This window comes from Pseudomonas sp. O39, from assembly GCF_045447295.1.
In the GTDB taxonomy this organism is placed as follows: Bacteria; Pseudomonadota; Gammaproteobacteria; order Pseudomonadales; family Pseudomonadaceae; genus Aquipseudomonas; species Aquipseudomonas antarctica_A.
Map to the genome: position 1 here is coordinate 154,840 of NZ_JBJGXV010000003.1, position 20,626 is coordinate 175,465.

Annotated in this window: 14 protein-coding genes and 2 pseudogenes; 14 read left to right on the forward strand and 2 right to left on the reverse strand. The window is 58.2% G+C overall.

Annotation, left to right across the window (positions count from 1 at the left end):
• Positions 1–130: 130 nt before the first annotated feature.
• The 4 genes and pseudogenes from ACI77D_RS05590 to ACI77D_RS05605 form a co-directional block, all read left to right on the forward strand.
• Positions 131–274: pseudogene (locus ACI77D_RS05590) on the forward strand (Arm DNA-binding domain-containing protein); the annotation flags it as partial.
• Positions 270–401, forward strand: a complete 132-nt coding sequence (locus ACI77D_RS05595; RefSeq protein WP_257784309.1) for a hypothetical protein — start codon at positions 270–272, stop codon at positions 399–401. The pseudogene ACI77D_RS05590 and the gene ACI77D_RS05595, both read left to right, overlap by 5 nt.
• 757 nt (positions 402–1,158) lie before the next feature.
• The gene (locus ACI77D_RS05600; RefSeq protein WP_407016203.1) at positions 1,159–3,297 is read left to right on the forward strand and encodes an S-type pyocin domain-containing protein; all 2,139 of its coding nucleotides are present in this window, start codon (positions 1,159–1,161) and stop codon (positions 3,295–3,297) included.
• Positions 3,294–3,566 (forward strand): hypothetical protein, encoded by a 273-nt coding sequence (locus ACI77D_RS05605; RefSeq protein ID WP_407016204.1) that lies wholly within the window; start codon positions 3,294–3,296, stop codon positions 3,564–3,566. Before ACI77D_RS05600 ends, ACI77D_RS05605 begins: the two co-directional genes overlap by 4 nt.
• Before the next feature lie 450 nt (positions 3,567–4,016).
• Here the strand turns inward: ACI77D_RS05605 and treR are convergent, their stop codons facing one another.
• Entirely contained in the window at positions 4,017–4,721 is a 705-nt protein-coding gene (gene treR, locus ACI77D_RS05610; RefSeq protein ID WP_064454026.1) for a trehalose operon repressor, read from the reverse strand.
• Between the two features lie 251 nt (positions 4,722–4,972).
• Here treR and treP point away from each other — a divergent pair.
• From treP to ACI77D_RS05635, 5 genes and pseudogenes are all read left to right on the forward strand, one after another.
• Positions 4,973–6,415: pseudogene (treP, locus tag ACI77D_RS05615) on the forward strand (PTS system trehalose-specific EIIBC component).
• 123 nt (positions 6,416–6,538) lie between these two features.
• Positions 6,539–8,185, forward strand: coding sequence for an alpha,alpha-phosphotrehalase (treC, locus tag ACI77D_RS05620; RefSeq protein ID WP_407016205.1), 1,647 nt, complete (start codon positions 6,539–6,541; stop codon positions 8,183–8,185).
• A 72-nt stretch (positions 8,186–8,257) separates the two neighbouring features.
• Complete coding sequence (locus ACI77D_RS05625; protein WP_064454023.1) at positions 8,258–9,478, forward strand: carbohydrate porin; 1,221 nt, start codon at positions 8,258–8,260, stop codon at positions 9,476–9,478.
• Positions 9,479–9,662: 184 nt separating this feature from the next.
• Positions 9,663–12,203, forward strand: a complete 2,541-nt coding sequence (gene ptsP, locus ACI77D_RS05630; RefSeq protein ID WP_407016206.1) for a phosphoenolpyruvate--protein phosphotransferase — start codon at positions 9,663–9,665, stop codon at positions 12,201–12,203.
• Positions 12,204–12,205: 2 nt separating this feature from the next.
• Positions 12,206–12,484, forward strand: a complete 279-nt coding sequence (locus ACI77D_RS05635) for a PTS transporter subunit EIIB (RefSeq protein WP_221295593.1) — start codon at positions 12,206–12,208, stop codon at positions 12,482–12,484.
• A gap of 138 nt (positions 12,485–12,622) precedes the next feature.
• On the opposite strand, the gene mltF is transcribed toward ACI77D_RS05635, so the two are convergent.
• Positions 12,623–14,083, reverse strand: coding sequence for a membrane-bound lytic murein transglycosylase MltF (mltF, locus tag ACI77D_RS05640; RefSeq protein ID WP_407016207.1), 1,461 nt, complete (start codon positions 14,081–14,083; stop codon positions 12,623–12,625).
• Between the two features lie 286 nt (positions 14,084–14,369).
• On the opposite strand from mltF, the gene purL reads away from it, so the two are divergent.
• From purL to ACI77D_RS05665, 5 genes are all read left to right on the forward strand, one after another.
• Complete coding sequence (gene purL, locus ACI77D_RS05645) at positions 14,370–18,266, forward strand: phosphoribosylformylglycinamidine synthase (protein WP_407016208.1); 3,897 nt, start codon at positions 14,370–14,372, stop codon at positions 18,264–18,266.
• 4 nt (positions 18,267–18,270) lie between these two features.
• Entirely contained in the window at positions 18,271–18,582 is a 312-nt protein-coding gene (locus ACI77D_RS05650) for an NIF3 1 (RefSeq protein ID WP_015885716.1), read from the forward strand.
• A gap of 312 nt (positions 18,583–18,894) precedes the next feature.
• Entirely contained in the window at positions 18,895–19,533 is a 639-nt protein-coding gene (locus ACI77D_RS05655; RefSeq protein ID WP_064454018.1) for a DUF6036 family nucleotidyltransferase, read from the forward strand.
• Positions 19,517–19,969 (forward strand): hypothetical protein, encoded by a 453-nt coding sequence (locus tag ACI77D_RS05660; protein WP_407016209.1) that lies wholly within the window; start codon positions 19,517–19,519, stop codon positions 19,967–19,969. Before ACI77D_RS05655 ends, ACI77D_RS05660 begins: the two co-directional genes overlap by 17 nt.
• 359 nt (positions 19,970–20,328) lie before the next feature.
• Positions 20,329–20,592 (forward strand): DUF6124 family protein, encoded by a 264-nt coding sequence (locus ACI77D_RS05665; protein ID WP_064454015.1) that lies wholly within the window; start codon positions 20,329–20,331, stop codon positions 20,590–20,592.
• Positions 20,593–20,626 lie beyond the last annotated feature (34 nt).

Consider the following 20,626-nt stretch of genomic DNA (forward strand, 5'->3'; position numbering starts at 1 on the left):
CACCATCTAGCAAGTAATGCCCTGTAGCCCGCGTAATTGCGGGCTTTTGGCTTTTTGGGTCTGGCAAATTCTGGCAGCTTTGTGCATCGCCAAGCACGGTGGTATTTTTTACGTGGAGTCCGAGACCTCCATGCTGACCGATACCAAACTGCGTAACCTTAAACCGAAAGAAAAACTCTAAAAGGTGAACGAGCGCCACGGACTTTACGTGGCCTTCACCGCGGCCGGTCCTCTTTCATTTCGCTACAACTACTCCATCAATGGCTGTCATGAGCGTAACCCAACAGCTCGACGCGATCAGCCTGCAACCGCGTATGCGCACGAAGGTGCAAAATCATCTATCGCGCCTGGGCTATGCCCAGGAACTGCACGTCCTGGAGCTGCCCCAGGCGCATGCGTAAGGCTTTGTTGAAGTTTGGAGGCGGCGCGTGCGCCGTCCCGGCCACCATTGAGGCGCTGTTTATTGCGGTCGACGTGTCGGCCATTGAGCGCCGCCGGGGACTGACACAATGATCGGCGAGGTCACAGTCGGACACCTTAAAGGCTCTGGTCAGCCAGCACGCGGTGCGTGAAGCGGTGGTAGGCCGATTCGCCGATGCCGTGGGCCTGCGCGGGTTTACCGTCGGTCCGTGACAGTATGTAGAGGGTCGCGTTTGAAAGCTTCCGGGCTAGCATTTATCGGTATTTCTGGCTCACATTAATTGCAAATGGGCTCGCATTTCGACGGTGCTCGCTCGCATTTCATGCTGGCTGGCTCACCCCATCGGTAAATGATCAGCAGCTAGGTCGCTATCTCAACCCCTCATTCGTTACAGCCACTCGTTAGCAATAGCAAATAGGAATCAATACCGTCTATCGGGATGGTATGCACAAATGCATTTTTTGGTTGCTCGCGATGGCTGTATGGACATACAGTTTGTGTGCGACATGCGGTAAGAACGCAGAGAGTGTCGATTTTGCTACGCCAAGTAATGCGAGGGACCCGCAAACCCAAGGGAAGGAACTGCTCGTCATGGCCTAGAGGCTGCGGAAGAACCAGCTGCCCATTTTACTTGTTGAATATGCAAGCTTTGATGTTGTATTTCTGAGATGCCGGTTCCTCTGGATGTAGGCTGAATCAAAAAAGCAGAGAGACCGCAAAAACAAGGAGGTTTTTTCATGTCTGATTTTGATAAATACTTAGGTCCAGGGTCTGTACAGACAGGACCCGGATCGTACGAGTTGCCGAATATTAAAGTTGGGGCCGTCAATTATGAGCCTCAGGTGTTTGGAAGTGGGGGAGGAGATGACAGTGATTTTGCTCATAGTCGCATAGGGCAGCTGATTAACGTTGCGACACGTACTTACATACTTAATACATATCCACCTGTGATCGCTCAAAATGTTAGGGACCAAGAAGCGAATTTTGCAAAAAAGCTTCAATCTATGCCCACGTCTATTACAGAAAGTATTTACTCAATAGCGCAGAGTGAAAACAGCTCCGAGAGCGTTGCTGCGCAGATTGAAAAGCATAACCGCTCAGTTGATACACTTATCGCTCAAAAAGCACAGGCGTACGCTGCTCAAAAAGCGATTGGCGATAAGTACTACTACGGTGATTTCTTTCGCTTCCCCACGAGTCGATTTATTACTAATGCTATTAGCATGGGGAGGACGAATTACCCTCCGGATCGGAACTATAAAGAATGGTACGCCTCACTTGAGGCTGCGTATTCTGCAAAATATATCGGCCGTGAAATCGAATATTTAGGTGCCCTGAAGCAGAAACTGCAAGAACAGGCGACTCAAGCACGTGCAAACGCCGAAGTCGAAGCGCAGCGAGCGGCAGCAGAGGTTGAAGCTAAGCGTATTGCCAATGAAGCGGCTGCAGCTGAGGCAGCAATAGTCGCTGCGCAGGTAGAGGCTCAACGTGTCGCTGCAGAAGCTGCTGAGCAAGCGCGACTTGCAGCAGAAGCTGAAGCTGAAGCTAAGCGTGTGGTAGATGAGGCCGCTCGTGTGGCAGCCGAAACCGCAGCGGCGGCCGCAGCTGAACAGGCTAGTCTTGCGGCAGAAGCTGAAGCGCAACGCGTGGCTGCCGAAGCCGCTGAGCAAGTACGTCTTGCAGAGGTGGCTGAAGCTAAGCGTATTACCAATGAGGCTGCAGCCGCCGAGGCCGCCAGAGTCGCCGTTGAAGCCGCAGCACTTAAAGCCGCTCACACTTTCAGGCTTCCTGCAGCTGGAGCAACGCAGCTCAGCACAGCGGCAGGTTCTATTGCTATTACGACAGGTTCAGGCATTACACTGGATGCAGCGATTCAAGCGGCTAAGGTAGCGCTGGGTACAGTTGTAAGTGCGGCCACGGCAGTCGGTATTGGGGCGTTGACGTATTCAGAGTCCCTTGGCAACGGGGAACTGCCCGCGACAATGTTGGACCTGCCAGCTAAGGACTTGGCGCCTAATCTACCTGACAACCTGCACGATATAGCAGCAGCGGGTGGCACGGTTGATGTGCCCTATCGGGTTTATGGCGATCAGTCAAAATATTCGGTTGTGGCCACGCAAACTACAGGGGGGGTAACGTCCTCCGTACCGGTAAGGGCATTGGTACTTGATCCTGTAGCCAACGCCTATACGTTCACCACAAACGACACACCGCCGATCACCCTGACATTCCCGATCGCAGTACCAGGTGAAAGCTCAACAGCGACTCCCGCAAAACCCTTGGAAACTCCGGTATACACCGGGATCACGCTGACCCCAATTGAGGTCAAACTTGAGCCGTTTCCGATTGCCAGCCAGTTGAGCATCCGAGACGGTATTTACGTTTACCCCGCAGATTCGGGTTTGCCGCCGATCTATGCGGTATTTAGTAGCCCTTACGAAGGGGCAACCACCAAAGGTGAGCACAGCGGGCGGCTGTACAATCCAGACAAGGCGGGTGGGCCCACTCAAGACCTCGACTGGACTACGGCGTCGGTGACCCTGGAAGGTATTGATCTAGTTAAGTTGCATACGGGACGATTTGCCCCCTCCGATGCTAATAAAATCATGATTGACCGTCTAGAAAAGATCTTGAGTGGTCATGTCCCTATTGCTGATGTTGACAAACGCTTTTATACCCATGAAATTCGAGAGTTGGAGCGATATAGGGCATTGGGGGTTGCAGATGGAATAGCACCTGATGACAGAGGGGTTACTTGGAATAATGCCCATGCGGCAACCTTGGAAGATTATAAGCTCAAAGATGGTGAAGGTCTGTTTTACACTCCAGAAGCAATAGAAGCTGACAGGGTACAGAGCGAGAGGGAAGCAAAGTGAATACAATAAACGATGTGGTGATTGCAGAAGACCCTAGGGATGTTGTTCTATTTCTAACGAAAGGCGAAGACGGCATTTCGTATCCTCGGCTGGATAAACTTTATAATAGAAACAATTGGGCCAATATTTCAAATAATCTTGAACTATTAAAGCTCGTCAGTAATATGGTAGATGAAGGACTCATCGTCGACTCTGGTAATAGCCTAAGGAAAGGCCTTAATTGGAAAGAGCCGGCCTTCGTGGCTGAAAATAAGTATTCTTTTGAATAGTTTATAAAGCGTTGTGAAGAAAGCCCAGTTTAAGTTGGGCTTTCTTTTGGAGGATTATTGAAAAATCTTTTATTTTTATGTACTGAGTGCTTTTGCTTTTTAGTTGGTCGACGACCATGCCGTAAGAGTAATACAGTGTTTGTGAAAAGGGTTTTTCGTCAAATGGTATTTTTTGTGGTATTAGCTGGCGTGATTAAAATAAGGCTATGATTTATTAATATTCTTTATGTTTGAGTGGGAATGATCCTGCGTAGCAGGTGAGCGCTGAATAACAAAACCCCGGCCATGTGCCGGGGTTTTGTGTTTCTGGAATACGCTAAATCAAACACCATCGATCAAAAGTGTGGGAGCGGGCTTGCTCGCAAATGCGGTGTGTCAGTTGATGAACAGGTGACTGATACCCCGCATTCGCGAGCAAGCCCGCTCCCACATTTGATCTTCGCTCGGGCCTCAGCGCCGGGCAATGTCCGAAAAATAAAACTTATCCAACGTATGCCGTGACTCGGTGTACTCGAACTGCCTTCCATCCTGCAAAAACGTCTGGTTACTCACCACGATCACATGGCTTTGCCCATCCAGGTCCAGATGTGCCTGGTCGTCTTTGCTGCGGGGCAGGGCTTCGATGGTGCGCTGCGCGTAGCTGATCTGCAGCTGCAAGGTGTCTTCGATAAACGCATAGATCGACTGCTCGGCAATCGAGCGGTCCAGGCCTGGGATCAGGTCGGCGACGAAGTGGTTGATGTCGAGAATCACCCGTTTGCCGCCGATGCGCCGTACCCGTTTGATCCGCGTGATCAGCGTGCCGGGTTCGGCTTCGATGTGTTGCAGCAGAGAGCCTTCCAGCGGGAACTGGCTGAATTCGACGACGTCGGTGCGTACGTCATCGCCCAGGTCGGCGTGGGTTTCGTGGAAGCTGACGATGCCACCCAGTTGGAACTCGATCGGGTTGGGCGACAGCACGAAGGTGCCCTTGCCGTGGATTTTTTGCGCAAACCCCCGTTCCTGCAGCTGCTCGATAGCGCGGCGCACGGTGCCACGGCTGGCTTGGTAGGCGTCCATCAGTTCGGTTTCGGAGGGAAGGCGCGTGCCGCGTTGCAGGCGTTCAGTGGTGATGTTGGCAAGCAGATCGGTATAGATCTGGTTGTATTTGCTCATGGCGATGGCTCTGTGCCCGACGTGATGAAGGGTGAACGGTGTTCAAGGCAGGAACCTTAGTGGCAGAGGTGGGCTTTGTCCATTGGACCCAAGTGGAATAAGAGAAATGTCTGACTTAAAACTCAGAAAAATAAACATTTCTTAACTCGTACAGACGAGTTATTGCTTTAACTCGTACAGACGAGTATTTTTGCTCTCGGCGTGCTGCCAATGACTGCCCCCAAATAAAAAAATCAAAGTGGATACCAAGCATGAGCCACGATTATTCGAATATCGCCCGCGAGATTCTCGAGAACCTCGGGGGCAGCGACAACCTTGAGTAAGCTGCCCACTGCGTGACGCGTCTGCGCCTCGCGCTCAAGGACCCGAGCCTGGTCAAGAGCAGTGCGTTGAACCAGGTCGATCTGGTCAAAGGCTCGTTCTTCACCGGTGGTTTGTTTCAGGTGGTGATCGGCCCGGGTGAAGTGGAAAAGGTCTACGCCGCATTGCGCGAACAGACCGGCCTCGCCGCCGCCACCATCGCCGACGTGAAGAAGAAGGGCGCCGACAAGACCAACGCGATGCAGCGTCTGGTGCGGGTGTTCTCCGATGTGTTCATGCCGATCCTGCCCGCACTGATCATCGCCGGCCTGCTGATGGGCGTGAACAACCTGATGGGCGCCAAAGGCATGTTCATCGAGGGCAAGACGCTGCTGGAGGCCTATCCGAACCTGGATGGCCTGTGGAGCCTGATCAACCTGATGGCCAACACCTCGTTCGTGTTCCTGCCGGCGCTGGTGGGGTGGTCGGCGGCCAAGCGCTTTGGCGGCAGTGAAATCCTCGGCATCGTGCTCGGCCTGATGCTGGTGCACCCCGATCTGCTCAACGCGTGGAACTACGGCAAGGCAGTCGCCGGGCTCGATGGCCAGAGCCTGCCTTACTTCGATATTTTCGGCTGGTTCAAGATCGAAAAAGTCGGCTACCAGGGGCAGATCCTGCCAATCCTGATGGCGGCCTATGTGATGAGCGTGATTGAAAAATGGCTGCGCGCACGGGTGCCGAATGCGATTCAACTGCTCGTTGTGCCCATCACCACCATCGTCGTCACCGGCGTGCTGGCCCTGGCAATCATCGGCCCGGTCACCCGCCACCTCGGCATCCTGATCACCGAAGGCGTAGTCACCCTGTTTGACCTGGCGCCGATGGTCGGCGGAGCGATTTTCGGCCTGCTGTATGCGCCGCTCGTTATCACCGGCATGCACCACATGTTCCTCGCCGTGGACCTGCAGCTTATCTCGACCCAGGGCGGCACCTTTATCTGGCCGATGATCGTGATGTCCAACCTGGCCCAGGGCAGCGCCGCGCTTGGTGTGTTCTACATGACCCGCAACGCGCGGGACAAAAGCATGGCTTCCACCTCGGCCATTTCTGCTTACTTCGGTATCACTGAACCGGCGATATTCGGGGTGAACCTGCGCTTCAAGTTTCCGTTCTATGCCGCGCTGCTGGGCTCGGCGCTGGGCAGCATTTTCCTGTCGTTGAACAAGGTGACCGCCTCGGCGATCGGCGTCGGTGGCTTGCCGGCGTTTATCTCAATTCTTCCGCAGTACATCCCGGTTTTTGTCATCGGCATGGTCATTGCGATTGTGGTGCCGTTTGTTCTGACCTGTGCGTTGAGCATGAAGATTGTGCGGCCGGGGTATCGCGTCGCTTGATCGATCGCTATCGCAGGCAAGCCAGCTCCCACATTTGAATGTGTTCACAAATCAAAGTGGGAGCCGGGCTTGCCCGCGATGAGGCCCTCAAAGCCAACACACAACTTAATTGAAGGAGTCTCCATGCAAAACTGGCAACACTCGGTGATCTACCAGATCTACCCAAAAAGCTTCCACAGCCACGCGGGTAACGCCACCGGTGACCTGCTGGGCATCGTGGACAAGCTCGATTATCTGAAATGGCTGGGCGTGGATTGCCTGTGGATCACCCCGTTCCTGCGTTCGCCGCAACGCGACAACGGCTATGACATCAGCGACTACTACGCCATCGACCCCAGCTACGGGACCATGGCCGATTGTGACCTGCTGATCAGCGAGGCGGCCAAGCGCGGCATCAAGCTGATGCTCGACATTGTGGTCAACCACACCTCCATCGAGCATGAGTGGTTCCAGCAGGCGCGCAGCAGCCTCAACAACCCGTACCGCGACTTCTACATCTGGCGCGACCAGCCGAATAACTGGGAATCCAAGTTCGGCGGCTCGGCCTGGGAATACGAGGCGCAAACCGGCCAGTACTTCCTGCACCTGTTCGACCATACCCAGGCAGACCTCAATTGGGACAACCCCAACGTGCGCGCCGAGGTGTACCAGTTGATGCGCTTCTGGCGTGACAAAGGCGTGGGTGGCTTCCGCCTGGATGTGATCAACCTGATCTCCAAGCCTGCCGATTTCCCCGAAGACAACACCGACGGCCGCCGCTTCTACACCGACGGCCCGAACGTGCATGAATACCTGCAGGAAATGCACCGTGAAGTCTTCGAAGGCCATGACCTGATCAACGTCGGCGAGATGTCGTCCACCAGCCTGGAACACTGCATCCGCTATTCGAATCCTGCATCGAAAGAGCTGTCGATGACCTTCAACTTTCATCACCTGAAAGTGGATTACCCGAACCTGCAAAAGTGGGTGAAGGCTGACTTCGATTTCCTGCAACTCAAGCAGATTTTTTCCGACTGGCAGCTGGGCATGCAGGCCGGTGGCGGCTGGAACGCGCTGTTCTGGTGTAACCACGACCAGCCGCGGGTGGTCTCGCGGTTTGGTGATGACGGTGAGTACCGCGTGGTCTCGGCCAAGATGCTCGCCACTGCGCTGCACTTTCTCCAGGGCACGCCGTATGTGTACCAGGGCGAAGAACTGGGCATGACCAATCCAGGGTTCGACAAGATTGATCAGTACCGTGATGTCGAGACGCTGAACATCTTCCGGCTCAAGCGCGATGCCGGTGAGTCCGAGGCGTCGAGCATGGCGGCGATCATGCAGAAGTCGCGCGACAACGGTCGCACGCCGATGCAGTGGAGCACGCAGGCCAATGCCGGTTTCAGCAGCGGGGAACCGTGGATCGGTATTCCGGCCAACGCGGCGCAGATCAACGTCGAAAGCCAACTGGATGACCCGGATTCGGTGCTGCATCACTACCGCGCGCTGATTGCGTTGCGTCGTCACGAGCCGCTGATCCAGGAGGGTGTTTATCGCCAACTGCTGCAAGACCACCTCCAGGTCTGGGCGTACCTGCGCGAAGGCGATGGCGAGCGCTTGTTGGTGCTGAACAATTTTTACGGCACACCCTGCGAAATCCAACTGCCGGAAGGCGTCATCAGTGCGGCGAACGAGCAACGCCTGCTGATCAGCAATTACCCCGACTGCCCATTGCGTTCGAGCACGGTGGTGTTGCGACCTTATGAGTCGTTTGTGCTGCACCTCAAGGACTGAGACCCGCTTCAACCCCTGTATGGGAGTGCAGGGGCGCTTCACCAAAACATAATAAAAATATTGGAGTGCTTCATGAAAACAACAATAAAGCTGGGCCTTATTGCGTCGTGTCTCACCGCCCCTTTTGCCGCTCAGGCCCTCGAATTTGCCGGTTACTTGCGCAGCGGCGCGGGCACGTCGACGGGCAGTGGCAAGCAACAGTGTTTCCAACTGCCGGGAGCGCAATCGAAATACCGTCTGGGTAACGAATGCGAGCAGTACGCTGAATTTGAATTGCGCCAGGACCTGCTGACCCTCGACGACGGCTCGGTGCTCAGCGTCGATGCCATGGCGTCCCTGTACAACAAGTACGACCGCGCCCTGAAATTCCAGGGTGAAGACAACGGCTCGGCGCGCATGCCGCAGATGTATGCGCAGTGGTCCAACCTGCCCAGTCTCAATGGCGGTTCATTGTGGGCCGGCCGACGTTACTACAAGCGTAACGACATCCATATCTCCGACTTCTACTACTGGAACCAGAGCGCCACGGGCGGCGGTATCGAGGACGTGTTGATCGGTGACCTCAAATACAGCTATGCCCTCTCGCGCAAGGACAACCTGTACCAGAAGGAATACGCCACCCGTCACGACTTCAACGTCGCAGGCTTCAAGACCAACCCCGGCGGTGAGCTGGAGTTCGGCTTGAGCTACATCGAAAAAGCCGGCGGGCGTGACGCCAACAGCGGTTGGGCGATCACGGCGCAGCATGTGCAAAAACCTTTCCTTGGCGGTAAGAACAAATTCGCCTTGCAGTACGGCGAAGGCCCCGGCACGGGCTTGGGTTATACCGGCGACACCGCGCTGGACAAGAGCAGCAAAAGTTACCGCGCCGTGGAGTTTTTTGACTGGCAGGTGACCCCGCGATTCGGCGGACAGATCGAGGCGGTGTACCAGAAAGACATCCGCCCTGGCAGCCAGGACCAGACCTGGATGTCCATCGGCGTGCGCCCGGCGTACGCCATCAGCGAGCAGTTCAAACTGGTCACCGAACTTGGGCATGATCAGGTTGAGGCCGCCGGTGGTACGCGCAAGTTGAGCAAATTTACCTTCGCCCCGACCTGGTCGCCCAACGGCCCGGATTTCTGGGCGCGGCCGGAAGTGCGTTTGTACTACACCTATGCAACCTGGAACGAAGCGGCCAAGCGCGCGGCGAATGAACTGGCGGCAGGTTCGGCGTTGTCCGACACCGGCGCGTACGGTACGGCGCGGCATGGGTCGAATGTGGGTGTGCAGGTCGAATACTGGTGGAAGTAAATCTGTAAATGTACGCGGACTAAATGTGGGAGCGGGCTTGCTCGCGAAAGCGGTGGGTCATCCAATACATGTGTCGCCTGATACACCGCATTCGCGAGCAAGCCCGCTCCCACATTTGATCTTCGTCATCCCAGGACTCACATCCACCCTATGATTTTTACAGAACAAAACAGCAGGTGAAGTCATGACCACAACTCAACCCCTGGAACTGCTGGCGCCCCTGTCCGGGGTGCTGCTGGCGCTGGATCAGGTGCCCGACCCAGTGTTCGCCAGTCGCGTGATCGGCGACGGCCTGTGCATCGATCCCACCTCGCAAACCCTGTGCGCGCCGTTGGCCGGGGTGATCAGCAATATCCAGGACAGTGGTCATGCGGTCAGCGTGACCGACGACAATGGCGTCCAGGTGCTGATGCATATCGGCCTGGACACCGTGAACCTGGCGGGTCAGGGCTTCCGCCGACTGGTGCAGGAAGGCCAGCGGGTGGAGGCCGGGCAGCCGCTGATTGAGTTCGACGCCGACTACGTGGCGCTCAATGCGCGCAGTTTGCTGACCTTGATGCTGGTGGTCAGTGGCGAACCGTTTACGCTGCTGGCCGAGGACGGCGGTGTGGTGGATGCAGGCCAGCCGCTGTTGCGAGTATCACCGGGGGAGGCCGCTTCCGCAGCGGTCGAGGAGGAGGGCGATGCGCGGTTTTCCAAGCCGCTGACCTTGCCCAATACCAACGGTTTGCACGCCCGTCCTGCGGCGGTCTTTGCCCAGGCGGCGAAAGGGTTCAGTGCCAGCATTTACCTGCACAAGCAAACCCAGAGTGCCAACGCCAAGTCGCTGGTGGCGATCATGGCGCTGCAAACCGTGCAGGGCGATACCTTGCAGGTGAGTGCGGCGGGTGAGGATGCCGAGGCGGCGATCGAGGCATTGGTCGCGCTGCTGGCTGAAGGGTGTGGCGAGACGATCGCGGCACCGGCTGAGGTGGCCGAGGTGGTCGAGGCCGTTGCGCCGGTATCGTCGGCGACCTTGCTGCGGGGCGTATGTGCGTCCCCGGGGTCGGCATTTGGTCAGGTGGTGCAAGTGGCCGAGCCTGAACTGAAGATTACCGAAGCGGGCGCAGGAGAGGCGACCGAGCGGGCCATATTGGCACGTGGCCTGCTGGCGGCAACCGAGGCGCTGCAAGCCTTGCAGGCCAAGGCGGCCGGCAGTGCCCAGGCGGAGATCTTCCGCGCCCATCAAGAGCTGCTTGAAGATCCAACCCTGCTGGAGCAAGCCCATGCCATGCTGTCCAATGGCAAAAGCGCTGCCTTTGCATGGAACCGCGCCACGGTAAACACCGCCACATTGTTCCAGGGCCTGGGCAACGCGCTGCTCGCCGAGCGCGCGGCAGACTTGGCGGATGTCGGCCAGCGCGTGCTTAAACTGATCCTCGGTGTCCAGGAGCGTGCCTGGGACTTGCCTGAGCAAACCATCCTGATCGCCGAGCAACTGACCCCGTCACAGACCGCCAGCCTGGACACACGCAAGGTCCTGGGCTTTGTCACGGTCGGCGGCGGCGCGACCAGCCATGTCGCGATCCTCGCCCGGGCACTGGGTCTTCCGGCTATTTGCGGTGTGCCAGCGCACGTGCTGGCGCTGGCCAACGGCAAACAAGTACTGCTTGACGCCGACAAAGGCGAGCTGCACCTGGACCCGGACCTGGCCGAAATTGAACAACTGCAGGCAGCCCGGCAGCAGCAGGTGCTGCGCTGTCAACGCGAAGTGGCACAGGCTGCCTTACCGGCCATCACACGCGATGGTCATCGCGTTGAGGTCACGGCTAACGTCGCGTCGTTGCAGGAGGTGGAGCAATCCCTGAGCCTGGGCGGTGAAGGCGTCGGCCTGCTGCGCTCGGAGTTCCTCTACCTGGACCGCAATCGCGCACCGAGCCCCGAGGAGCAAGCCGGTACTTATAGCGCCATCGCCCGCGCCCTGGGCACCGAGCGCAATTTGGTCGTGCGCACCTTGGACGTCGGTGGCGACAAACCATTGGCCTACGTGCCGATGGAGAGCGAGACCAACCCCTTCCTCGGTTTGCGCGGTATTCGCCTGTGCCTGGAACGCCCCGCGTTATTGCGCGAGCAGTTCCGTGCGATCCTGGCGAGTGCCGGGTTTGCGCGGCTGCATATCATGCTGCCGATGGTCAGCCTGCTGTCGGAGCTGCACCTGGCGCGCAAGATTCTTGAAGAAGAAGCGCTGGCGCTGGGGCTCTGCGAACTACCGAAGCTGGGGATCATGATCGAGGTGCCTTCTGCCGCGTTGATGGCGGACGTTTTCGCGCCGCATGTGGATTTCTTCTCTATTGGCACCAATGACTTGACCCAATACACGCTGGCGATGGACCGCGACCACCCAAGGCTGGCCAGCCAGGCCGACAGTTTTCATCCGTCGGTGCTGCGGTTGATCGCCACCACGGTCAAGGCCGCCCATGCGCATGGCAAGTGGGTCGGTGTGTGCGGCGCGTTGGCGTCCGAAGCGCTGGCGGTGCCGGTGTTGATCGGGCTTGGCGTGGATGAATTGTCAGTGAGCGTACCGCTGATCCCGACCATCAAGGCCACGGTGCGCGAGCTGGACCTGGCCGACTGCCAGATCATCGCCCGCCAGGTGCTCGGCTTGGAAGAAGCTGCCCAAGTGCGCGAGGCCCTGCGCCTCTATCACGCGGCCACCGTTGAAACCTCACCTGTCGTGGAGCACTGAGCATGTTCGAGAAATTGCAGCGGGCGTTCTGGAAAGCCCTGACCCCGGATCTGATTGCCGAGACGGTGGTGGCGCCGCCACCGAGTTTGTTGTCGGCCGAAATGCTGAATGCGTTGGGTGGCGCGGATAATCTCAAGTCGCAGCAGCGCGTGGCGCTGACGCGGGTGCGCGTGCAGCTGCAGGATGCCGGGCGGTTGGATGCGCAGGCGCTGAAGGCGGCGGGTGTTGCGGGGGTGATGGTGTTGACCGGCGGCGTCGTGCATCTGCTCACCGGCCTCTAAGCCAGGCGGAGATCAAAAATGTGGGAGCGGGCTTGCTCGCGATAGCGGTATGTCAGGCAACGCATGTGTCGGCTGTAAGAATGCCATCGCGGGCAAGCCCGGCTCCCACAGGATTCTGCAGTGTTTGCGAGTCTGGTGTTAAAGCTGCGGGGTGTCTTCAGGCGGCTTGGTCTTGTCGATACCCGGCACATGCAAGTTGCCTTCGACCACCTGGTTGCCTTCCAGCTGCGGCTGGGTCACCCACGTGAGGATGTCGTAGTAGCGCCGGATGTTCGCCACAAAGTGCACCGGCTCACCGCCGCGCGCATAGCCGTAGCGGGTCTTGCTGTACCACTGCTTTTGCGCCAGGCGCGGCAGCATCTTCTTCACATCCAGCCACTTGTTCGGGTTCAGGCCTTCTCGCTTGGCCAGCGTACGCGCATCTTCCAGATGGCCGGTGCCGACGTTGTAGGCGGCTAGGGCGAACCAGGTGCGGTCCGGCTCGGCGATGCTGTCGTCCAGCTCATCCTTGATCTTGGCCAGGTACTTGGCGCCGCCCATGATGCTTTGCTTGGCGTCCAGGCGGTTGGACACGCCCATCGCCTGGGCGGTGTTCTGGGTCAGCATCATCAGGCCGCGCACGCCGGTCTTGGAGGTGACGGCCGGCTGCCACAGCGATTCCTGATAGCCGATGGCTGCCAGTAATCGCCAATCGACTTTTTCTTCCTTGGCGTAGGCTTTGAAGTGCTTTTCGTACTTGGGCAGGCGCTGCTGCAAATGCTGCGCGAAGGTGTAGGCACCGACATAGCCGAGTACATCAACGTGCCCGTAATAGCGGTCTTTAAGGCGCTGCAGCGTGCCGTTCTTTTCTACCTTGTCCAGGTAACTGTTGATCTCGTTGAGCAGGCTGTTGTCATCCCCCGCCGCCACGGCCCAGCTCTGGTTACTGGCATTGCCGAGGTCGAACGCCACGCGCACGTTGGGGAAGTACACCTGGTTCATCGCGACTTCGTTGGAGTCCACCAGGGTCAGGTCGATTTGCCCCTCGTCCACCATGCGCAGCAGGTCGACCACTTCAACGGCGTCGGACTCTTCGTATTCAATCGCAGGGTTCTGCTTTTTAAGCTCGGCCAATTGCTCGGCGTGGGTGCTGCCCTTAAGCACCATGATCTTCTTGCCCACCAGGTCCGCCGGGGTGGTCGGGCGAGACTGGCCATTGCGGTAGATGATCTGCGGCGTCACTTCCAGGTACGGATGGGAGAAGCGCACCTGTTGCGCGCGTTGCTCGCTGCTGACCAGGCCGGCGGCGGCCAGAACCGGGCCCTTGGGTTTGCCCAATTGGCCGAACAGGTCATCGAGGTTATCAGCGGTCTCGATCTCCAGCTTCACACCCAGGTCATCGGCAAAACGCTTGACCAGTTCGTACTCGAAACCGGTTTCACCATTGCGGTCCTGGAAATACGTCGCCGGGCTGTTCCGGGTGATCACCCGCAATACGCCATCCTCCTTGATTCGCTCGAGCGTGCTGGGCTTATCAACACAGGCGCTGAGCATCAGGAAGAGTCCGGTTGCGATGAGCCATTTGGCGCATCGCGGGCGTAAAGCAGTAGGGGAGAACATCTGCGCAGTATACGCAAACGACCCTCGGCGCCATATCTCGACAGCAGGGGACTTGTCTGCTAGCGCCCGCAAAACCGGGCTGAAGCCCGCAGAAACGTGGGTTGACGAGGGTTTGTGACGGTTAAAATAACTGCGCGCAAACCCTTGGAAAACGCTCCGATACCGTGCAATCCGTGCCAACTGACGTTCGGCAGCCGCCAGCCGTGCCGTTTCGGGTGCCGTTGGCGGCGGTTTACGCTAGAATGCACGGCCTCAAAGCACACCCCTTCCCGAGGCTGTCCCGAAGATGTTGATCCTGCGCGGCGCTCCTGCCCTTTCTGCCTTTCGCCACAGCAAACTCCTTGAGCAATTGAGCCAAAAGGTTCCAGCGGTTACAGGCTTGTATGCTGAATTTGCTCACTTCGCCGACGTTACCGGCGTGTTGACCGCCGACGAACAGCAAGTGCTCGCACGCCTTCTGAAGTACGGCCCCAGCGTTCCCGTTCAAGAGCCGACCGGCCGCTTGTTCCTGGTTCTGCCGCGGTTCGGCACCATCTCGCCCTGGTCGAGCAAGGCCAGTGATATCGCGCGTAACTGCGGCCTGGAAAAAATCCAGCGCCTGGAACGCGGTATCGCTTTCTACGTCGCCGGCCAGTTCAGCGATGCCGAGGCCGAGCTGATCGCCAGCAGCTTGCACGATCGCATGACCCAGATCATCGTCAGCCAGCTGGAACAGGCTGCCGGTCTGTTCAGCCACGCCGAGCCCAAGCCGCTGACCGCGATTGACGTGCTGGGCGGTGGCCGCGCCGCCCTCGAGAAGGCCAACACCGAACTGGGCCTGGCCCTGGCCGAAGACGAGATCGACTACCTGGTCAACGCCTTCATTGGCTTGAAGCGCAACCCGCACGACATCGAACTGATGATGTTTGCGCAGGCCAACTCCGAGCACTGCCGTCACAAGATCTTCAACGCCAGTTGGGACATCGACGGCGAAAGCCAGGAAAAAAGCCTGTTCGGCATGATCAAGAACACCTACGTGATGCACAGCGAAGGCGTTCTGTCGGCTTATAAGGACAACGCCTCGGTGATCGTCGGCTCCGTCGCCGGGCGTTTCTTCCCGGACCCTGAAACCCGCCAGTACGGCGCGGTGCAGGAGCCGGTGCACATCCTGATGAAGGTTGAAACCCACAACCACCCGACCGCGATTGCCCCGTTCCCGGGCGCCGCTACCGGTTCCGGTGGCGAAATCCGTGACGAAGGTGCTACCGGCCGTGGCGCCAAGCCAAAGGCGGGCCTGACCGGTTTTACCGTGTCCAACCTGCAGATCCCGGGCTTCGAACAGCCGTGGGAAGTGCCGTACGGCAAGCCTGAGCGCATTGTTACCGCGCTGGACATCATGATCGAAGGCCCACTGGGCGGCGCCGCGTTCAACAACGAATTCGGGCGCCCGGCGCTGACCGGCTATTTCCGTACGTTCGAGCAGTCCATCACCACCCCGCGTGGCGATGAAGTGCGCGGCTACCACAAGCCGATCATGTTGGCCGGCGGTATGGGCAACATCCGTGAAGAACACGTACAGAAAGCCGAAATCCTGGTCGGCTCCAAGCTGATCGTACTCGGCGGCCCGGCGATGTTGATCGGCCTGGGCGGCGGCGCAGCTTCCTCCATGGCCACCGGCACCAGCTCGGCTGACCTGGACTTCGCTTCCGTACAGCGCGAAAACCCTGAAATGGAACGCCGCTGCCAGGAAGTCATCGACCGTTGCTGGCAGTTGGGTGACAAGAACCCGATCAGCTTCATCCACGACGTCGGCGCCGGCGGTTTGTCCAACGCCTTCCCGGAACTGGTCAACGATGGCGACCGTGGTGGCCGTTTCGAGCTGCGCAACATTCCAAACGACGAGCCGGGCATGGCCCCGCACGAAATCTGGAGCAACGAATCCCAGGAACGCTACGTGCTGGCCGTCGGCCCTGAAGACTTCGCGCGCTTCCAGGCCATCTGCGAACGCGAGCGTTGCCCGTTCGCCGTGGTCGGCGAAGCCACTGCCGAACCGCAACTGACGGTTACCGACAGTCACTTCGGCAACAGCCCGGTCGACATGCCACTCGAAGTGCTGCTGGGCAAAGCCCCGCGCATGCACCGTTCGGCGGTACGTGAAGCCGAACTGGGCGATGACTTCGACCCAAGCACGCTGGAACTGGCCGACAGCATCGAACGCGTGCTGCACCACCCGGCCGTGGCGAGCAAAAGCTTCCTGATCACCATCGGCGACCGCACCATCACCGGCCTGGTTGCCCGTGACCAAATGGTCGGCCCATGGCAAGTGCCGGTGGCCGACGTTGCCGTCACCGCCACCAGCTTCGACGTCTACACCGGTGAAGCCATGGCCATGGGCGAGCGCACGCCGCTGGCGCTGCTGGACGCTCCGGCGTCGGGTCGCATGGCCATTGGTGAAACTCTCACCAACATCGCCGCTTCCCGCATCGGCAAGCTGTCCGACATCAAGCTGTCGGCCAACTGGATGTCCGCTGCCGGTCACCCGGGTGAAGACGCGCGCCTGTACGACACCGTCAAGGCGGTCGGCATGGAGCTGTGCCCTGAACTGGGTATCACCATTCCGGTGGGCAAGGACTCGATGTCCATGGCTACCCGTTGGAACGAAGACGGCACCGACAAGAGCGTCACCTCGCCGCTGTCGCTGATCGTCACCGGTTTCGCACCGGTTACCGACATCCGCCAAACCATGACCCCGCAACTGCGCATGGACAAGGGCACCACCGATCTGATCCTGATCGACCTGGGCCGTGGCCAGAACCGCATGGGCGCCTCGATCCTCGCGCAAACCCACGGCAAGCTCGGCAAGCACGCGCCGGACGTGGATGACGCTGAAGACCTGAAAGCCTTCTTCGCCGTCATCCAGGGCCTGAATGCCGACGGCCACCTGCTGGCGTACCACGACCGTTCCGACGGTGGTTTGCTGACCAGCGTTGTGGAAATGGCCTTCGCCGGTCATTGCGGCCTGAACATCGTGCTCGACAGCGTTGCCGAGGACGCCTCCGAGATCAACGGCATCCTGTTCAACGAAGAGTTGGGCGCCGTGATCCAGGTTCGCCAGGACGCTACGCCGGACGTACTCGCACAATTCAGCGCCGCTGGCCTGGACGACTGCGTGGCCGTGATCGGCCAGCCGATCAACAATGGCGAGATCAATATCTCCTTCAACGGCGACACTGTGTTTGCCGGCCAGCGCCGTCTGCTGCAACGCCAGTGGGCTGAAACCAGCTACCAGATCCAGCGTCTGCGCGACAACGTTGAGTGCGCCGAGCAGGAATTCGACGTGATCCTGGAAGAAGACAACCCGGGCCTGAGCACCAAGCTCAGCTTCGACGTCAACCAGGACATCGCCGCGCCTTACATCAAGAAAGGCATTCGCCCACAAGTTGCGGTACTGCGTGAGCAGGGCGTCAACGGCCAGGTGGAGATGGCGGCCGCGTTCGACCGCGCCGGCTTCAATGCGATCGACGTGCACATGAGCGACATCCTCGCCGGTCGCGTTGACCTCAACGAGTTCAAAGGCCTGGTGGCCTGCGGCGGTTTCTCCTACGGCGACGTGCTGGGTGCCGGTGAAGGCTGGGCCAAGTCGGCCCTGTTCAACAGCCGTGCTCGCGATGCGTTCCAGGGTTTCTTCGAGCGCAACGACAGCTTCACTCTGGGTGTGTGCAACGGTTGCCAGATGATGTCCAACCTCCACGAGCTGATCCCGGGCAGCGAGTTCTGGCCGCACTTTGTGCGTAACCGTTCCGAGCAGTTCGAAGCCCGTGTCGCCATGGTGCAGGTGCAGGAATCCAACTCGATCTTCCTGCAAGGCATGGCCGGTTCGCGCATGCCGATCGCCATTGCCCACGGTGAAGGTCACGCTGAGTTCTCCAGCGAAGAAGCCTTGCTCGAAGCCGACCTGTCCGGCTGTGTGGCCATGCGTTTCGTCGACAACCACGGCAAGGTCACTGAAAGCTACCCGGCCAACCCGAACGGCTCGCCGCGCGGGATCACCGGCCTTACCAGCCGCGACGGTCGCGTGACCATCATGATGCCGCACCCGGAGCGTGTATTCCGAGCCGTGCAGAACTCGTGGCGTCCGGAAGAGTGGAACGAAGACGGCGCCTGGATGCGCATGTTCCGCAACGCCCGCGTGTGGGTGAACTAAGGCGGTGTACAAGCTCAGCTTCTTTGTGCCCGACAGCCATGTGGAGACGGTGAAAACCGCCGTCTTTGCCGCTGGCGGCGGGCGCATCGGCAATTACGACAGCTGTGCCTGGCAAGTGCTGGGCCAGGGCCAATTTCGCGCGTTGGACGGCAGCCAGCCGTTTATCGGGCAAGTCGGCCAGGTTGAAGTGGTTGAAGAATGGAAGGTTGAGCTGGTGGTGGCGGATGAGTTGATCGTGGCGGTTGTGGCCGCGTTGAAACTGAGCCATCCCTATGAGACACCGGCGTATGAGGTGTGGCAGTTGGCGGATTTTTGATTCGCAGATTGTAGAAACAAGAAACCCGCTGGGCCAGTTTGGTCAGCGGGTTTTTTGTTGTTTGCAAGGGCCTATTCGCGAGCAAGCCCGCTCCCATATTTGACCGCATTGCCACGTCAGGCACCGATCAAACTGTGGGATCGAGCTTGCTCGCGAACGCGCCGGGACAGGCACCTCAGATCTTTCCCACAGGCCTTTCAGGTTGTCCCTCGGAACCCGTCTCAATAGCCTTGCTCGGTCACTGAAAAGTCAGTGATCGGGATTTGAGCTCAATACCCGTTCAACAACGTTGCACCGGCTTGAGATTCAATAATGGGTTTTCCAGATGTCGTCTCTCCCCGACTCAATACGAATACCCCACTGGGCCAGGCTTTGATTTCAATGTTCAAGTCCATCGAGGTGGAGTTGATGGTTGAGGGCGCCAAGCCCGGCGCGGTAAAGGTTATTGTCTTTGGCGGTTGTGCTGTCCATTTGTATACGCACCATCGAGTTTCCACTGATGTGGATGCAGAAATTTATTGCGCGAATGCGCGAGACACATTGCGTCTACGGACATTGCTGGCGGAGTTTCCAGAAACATTTTTCGATGAGCAATCCGGCCGCGTCATGGAGCTGAACTACGATCTTCAATACAACACTGCATTTGGCCCGCTTCATGAAGACTACTGGGAACGAAGTATTCCCCTCGAGGCGTTTCCTGATAAATCTTCACTGCATCTGCACATAGCTGCGCCTATCGATATTGCGATCTCCAAATTGGGCAGAGCTACTGATCAGGATATAAGCGACATCATGGCGTTGCTCAGGGCAGGCTTCATCGTTACCACTGAGTTCCGTCGATTGGCATTGCAGGCGATTGATATGTATGTTGGCAATAAAGAATCACCTAGATCCATTCTGACCAATATTCTGCACGACTACTTGGAGACTGAAGTTGACGAAGCCTTTTAACGCTCCCGTCCTCTCATCCGCCTTGGATACGCTGGTCAAAAGCCCTTTGAATCAGGCTGATGACGCTGCGCTTGTCGTTGCAGCGAAGGCGGTTTGGTATTCGGACGCGAACCTTGTGGGCGAGGTGAGGGCTTTTCTGAAGGCGCACTCCAGTGAAGTGGAGCTTCGCCGCGCAGGTTACTTGCTTGAGCGCTTCACGCGCTTTTCATGTGCGACGGATTCCCGGGTATTGGAAGCGTTGAAGGCGCTTGAATTGTTTTCGGGTTCTGCTGCCAAGCACAACGTGCAACCGCAAGGCGCTGTTGCGCTGCGCAGCCGTCGTGATGAACTGGCGGTGTCTTGGGGGTTGAGTGAGGGGCTGGGTTTGAAGGTTCAAGCACTGATGCCTTTCCAGACTCGCCATTACGAAGCTGAGCAGCGTGCGGCGTCTGCTTAGGCGTAGATTGCAAACAATGAACCCGGCTTAGGCCGGGTTTTTTATTGTCTGCGCTATCTTCAGGTCTCGGAGATTTCCCACAGGCCTTTCAGGTTGTCCCTCGGAACTGGCCTCATTAACCTTCGCCAGTCGCTGCCAATTCAGCGATCGGGACTGCAAGCCTGCCGAAATCATGTTGGGAGCTAAGAAGCGCCGCTATAATCGTGGCGTTTTTCATGGTCATCGTTTTGTGGTGGCTGTGCGTGGGAGACCTTCGGGTCTGCCGAGCTGCTCCTGACTCGGTCTTGCAGACCCGCGCACAGCTGCCTCCCATCATCTGCAAGTGATGTTGGCAGCTCCTATTTTTCAGGAGATTTACCATGATCAAAGACAGTCCCAATCCTCCATCTGATTCTCAATCTACCGACCATATTTTCACCGTACTGCCCAACCTGAACAGCGAAACCCTGCTCGCCAACGCCTCCCAAGACCTGGCATCCGTGCAGGCGCTGGCGGGCAATCTGGCGTTTGATATCGACGGCCCGCAGCGTGATGCGGTGCTGGGGATTCATCGGATGCTGGAGGGTATTCAGTTGATGGTGGATCGGGTGTTGGATTTAGTTGAGGTGCCTGAACAGAAGTAATCGGGCGCCTGTCGGGCCCAATCGCGGGCAAGCC

Bases quoted from the DNA above. Each gene is read 5' to 3' on its own strand.
- ACI77D_RS05595 (WP_257784309.1), top strand. From the start codon at position 270: ATGAGCGTAACCCAACAGCTCGACGCGATCAGCCTGCAACCGCGTATG.
- ACI77D_RS05600 (WP_407016203.1), top strand. From the start codon at position 1,159: ATGTCTGATTTTGATAAATACTTAGGTCCAGGGTCTGTACAGACAGGA.
- treR (WP_064454026.1), bottom strand. From the start codon at position 4,721: ATGAGCAAATACAACCAGATCTATACCGATCTGCTTGCCAACATCACC.
- treC (WP_407016205.1), top strand. From the start codon at position 6,539: ATGCAAAACTGGCAACACTCGGTGATCTACCAGATCTACCCAAAAAGC.
- ACI77D_RS05625 (WP_064454023.1), top strand. From the start codon at position 8,258: ATGAAAACAACAATAAAGCTGGGCCTTATTGCGTCGTGTCTCACCGCC.
- ptsP (WP_407016206.1), top strand. From the start codon at position 9,663: ATGACCACAACTCAACCCCTGGAACTGCTGGCGCCCCTGTCCGGGGTG.
- ACI77D_RS05635 (WP_221295593.1), top strand. From the start codon at position 12,206: ATGTTCGAGAAATTGCAGCGGGCGTTCTGGAAAGCCCTGACCCCGGAT.
- mltF (WP_407016207.1), bottom strand. From the start codon at position 14,083: ATGTTCTCCCCTACTGCTTTACGCCCGCGATGCGCCAAATGGCTCATC.
- purL (WP_407016208.1), top strand. From the start codon at position 14,370: ATGTTGATCCTGCGCGGCGCTCCTGCCCTTTCTGCCTTTCGCCACAGC.
- ACI77D_RS05655 (WP_064454018.1), top strand. From the start codon at position 18,895: ATGGGTTTTCCAGATGTCGTCTCTCCCCGACTCAATACGAATACCCCA.
- ACI77D_RS05665 (WP_064454015.1), top strand. From the start codon at position 20,329: ATGATCAAAGACAGTCCCAATCCTCCATCTGATTCTCAATCTACCGAC.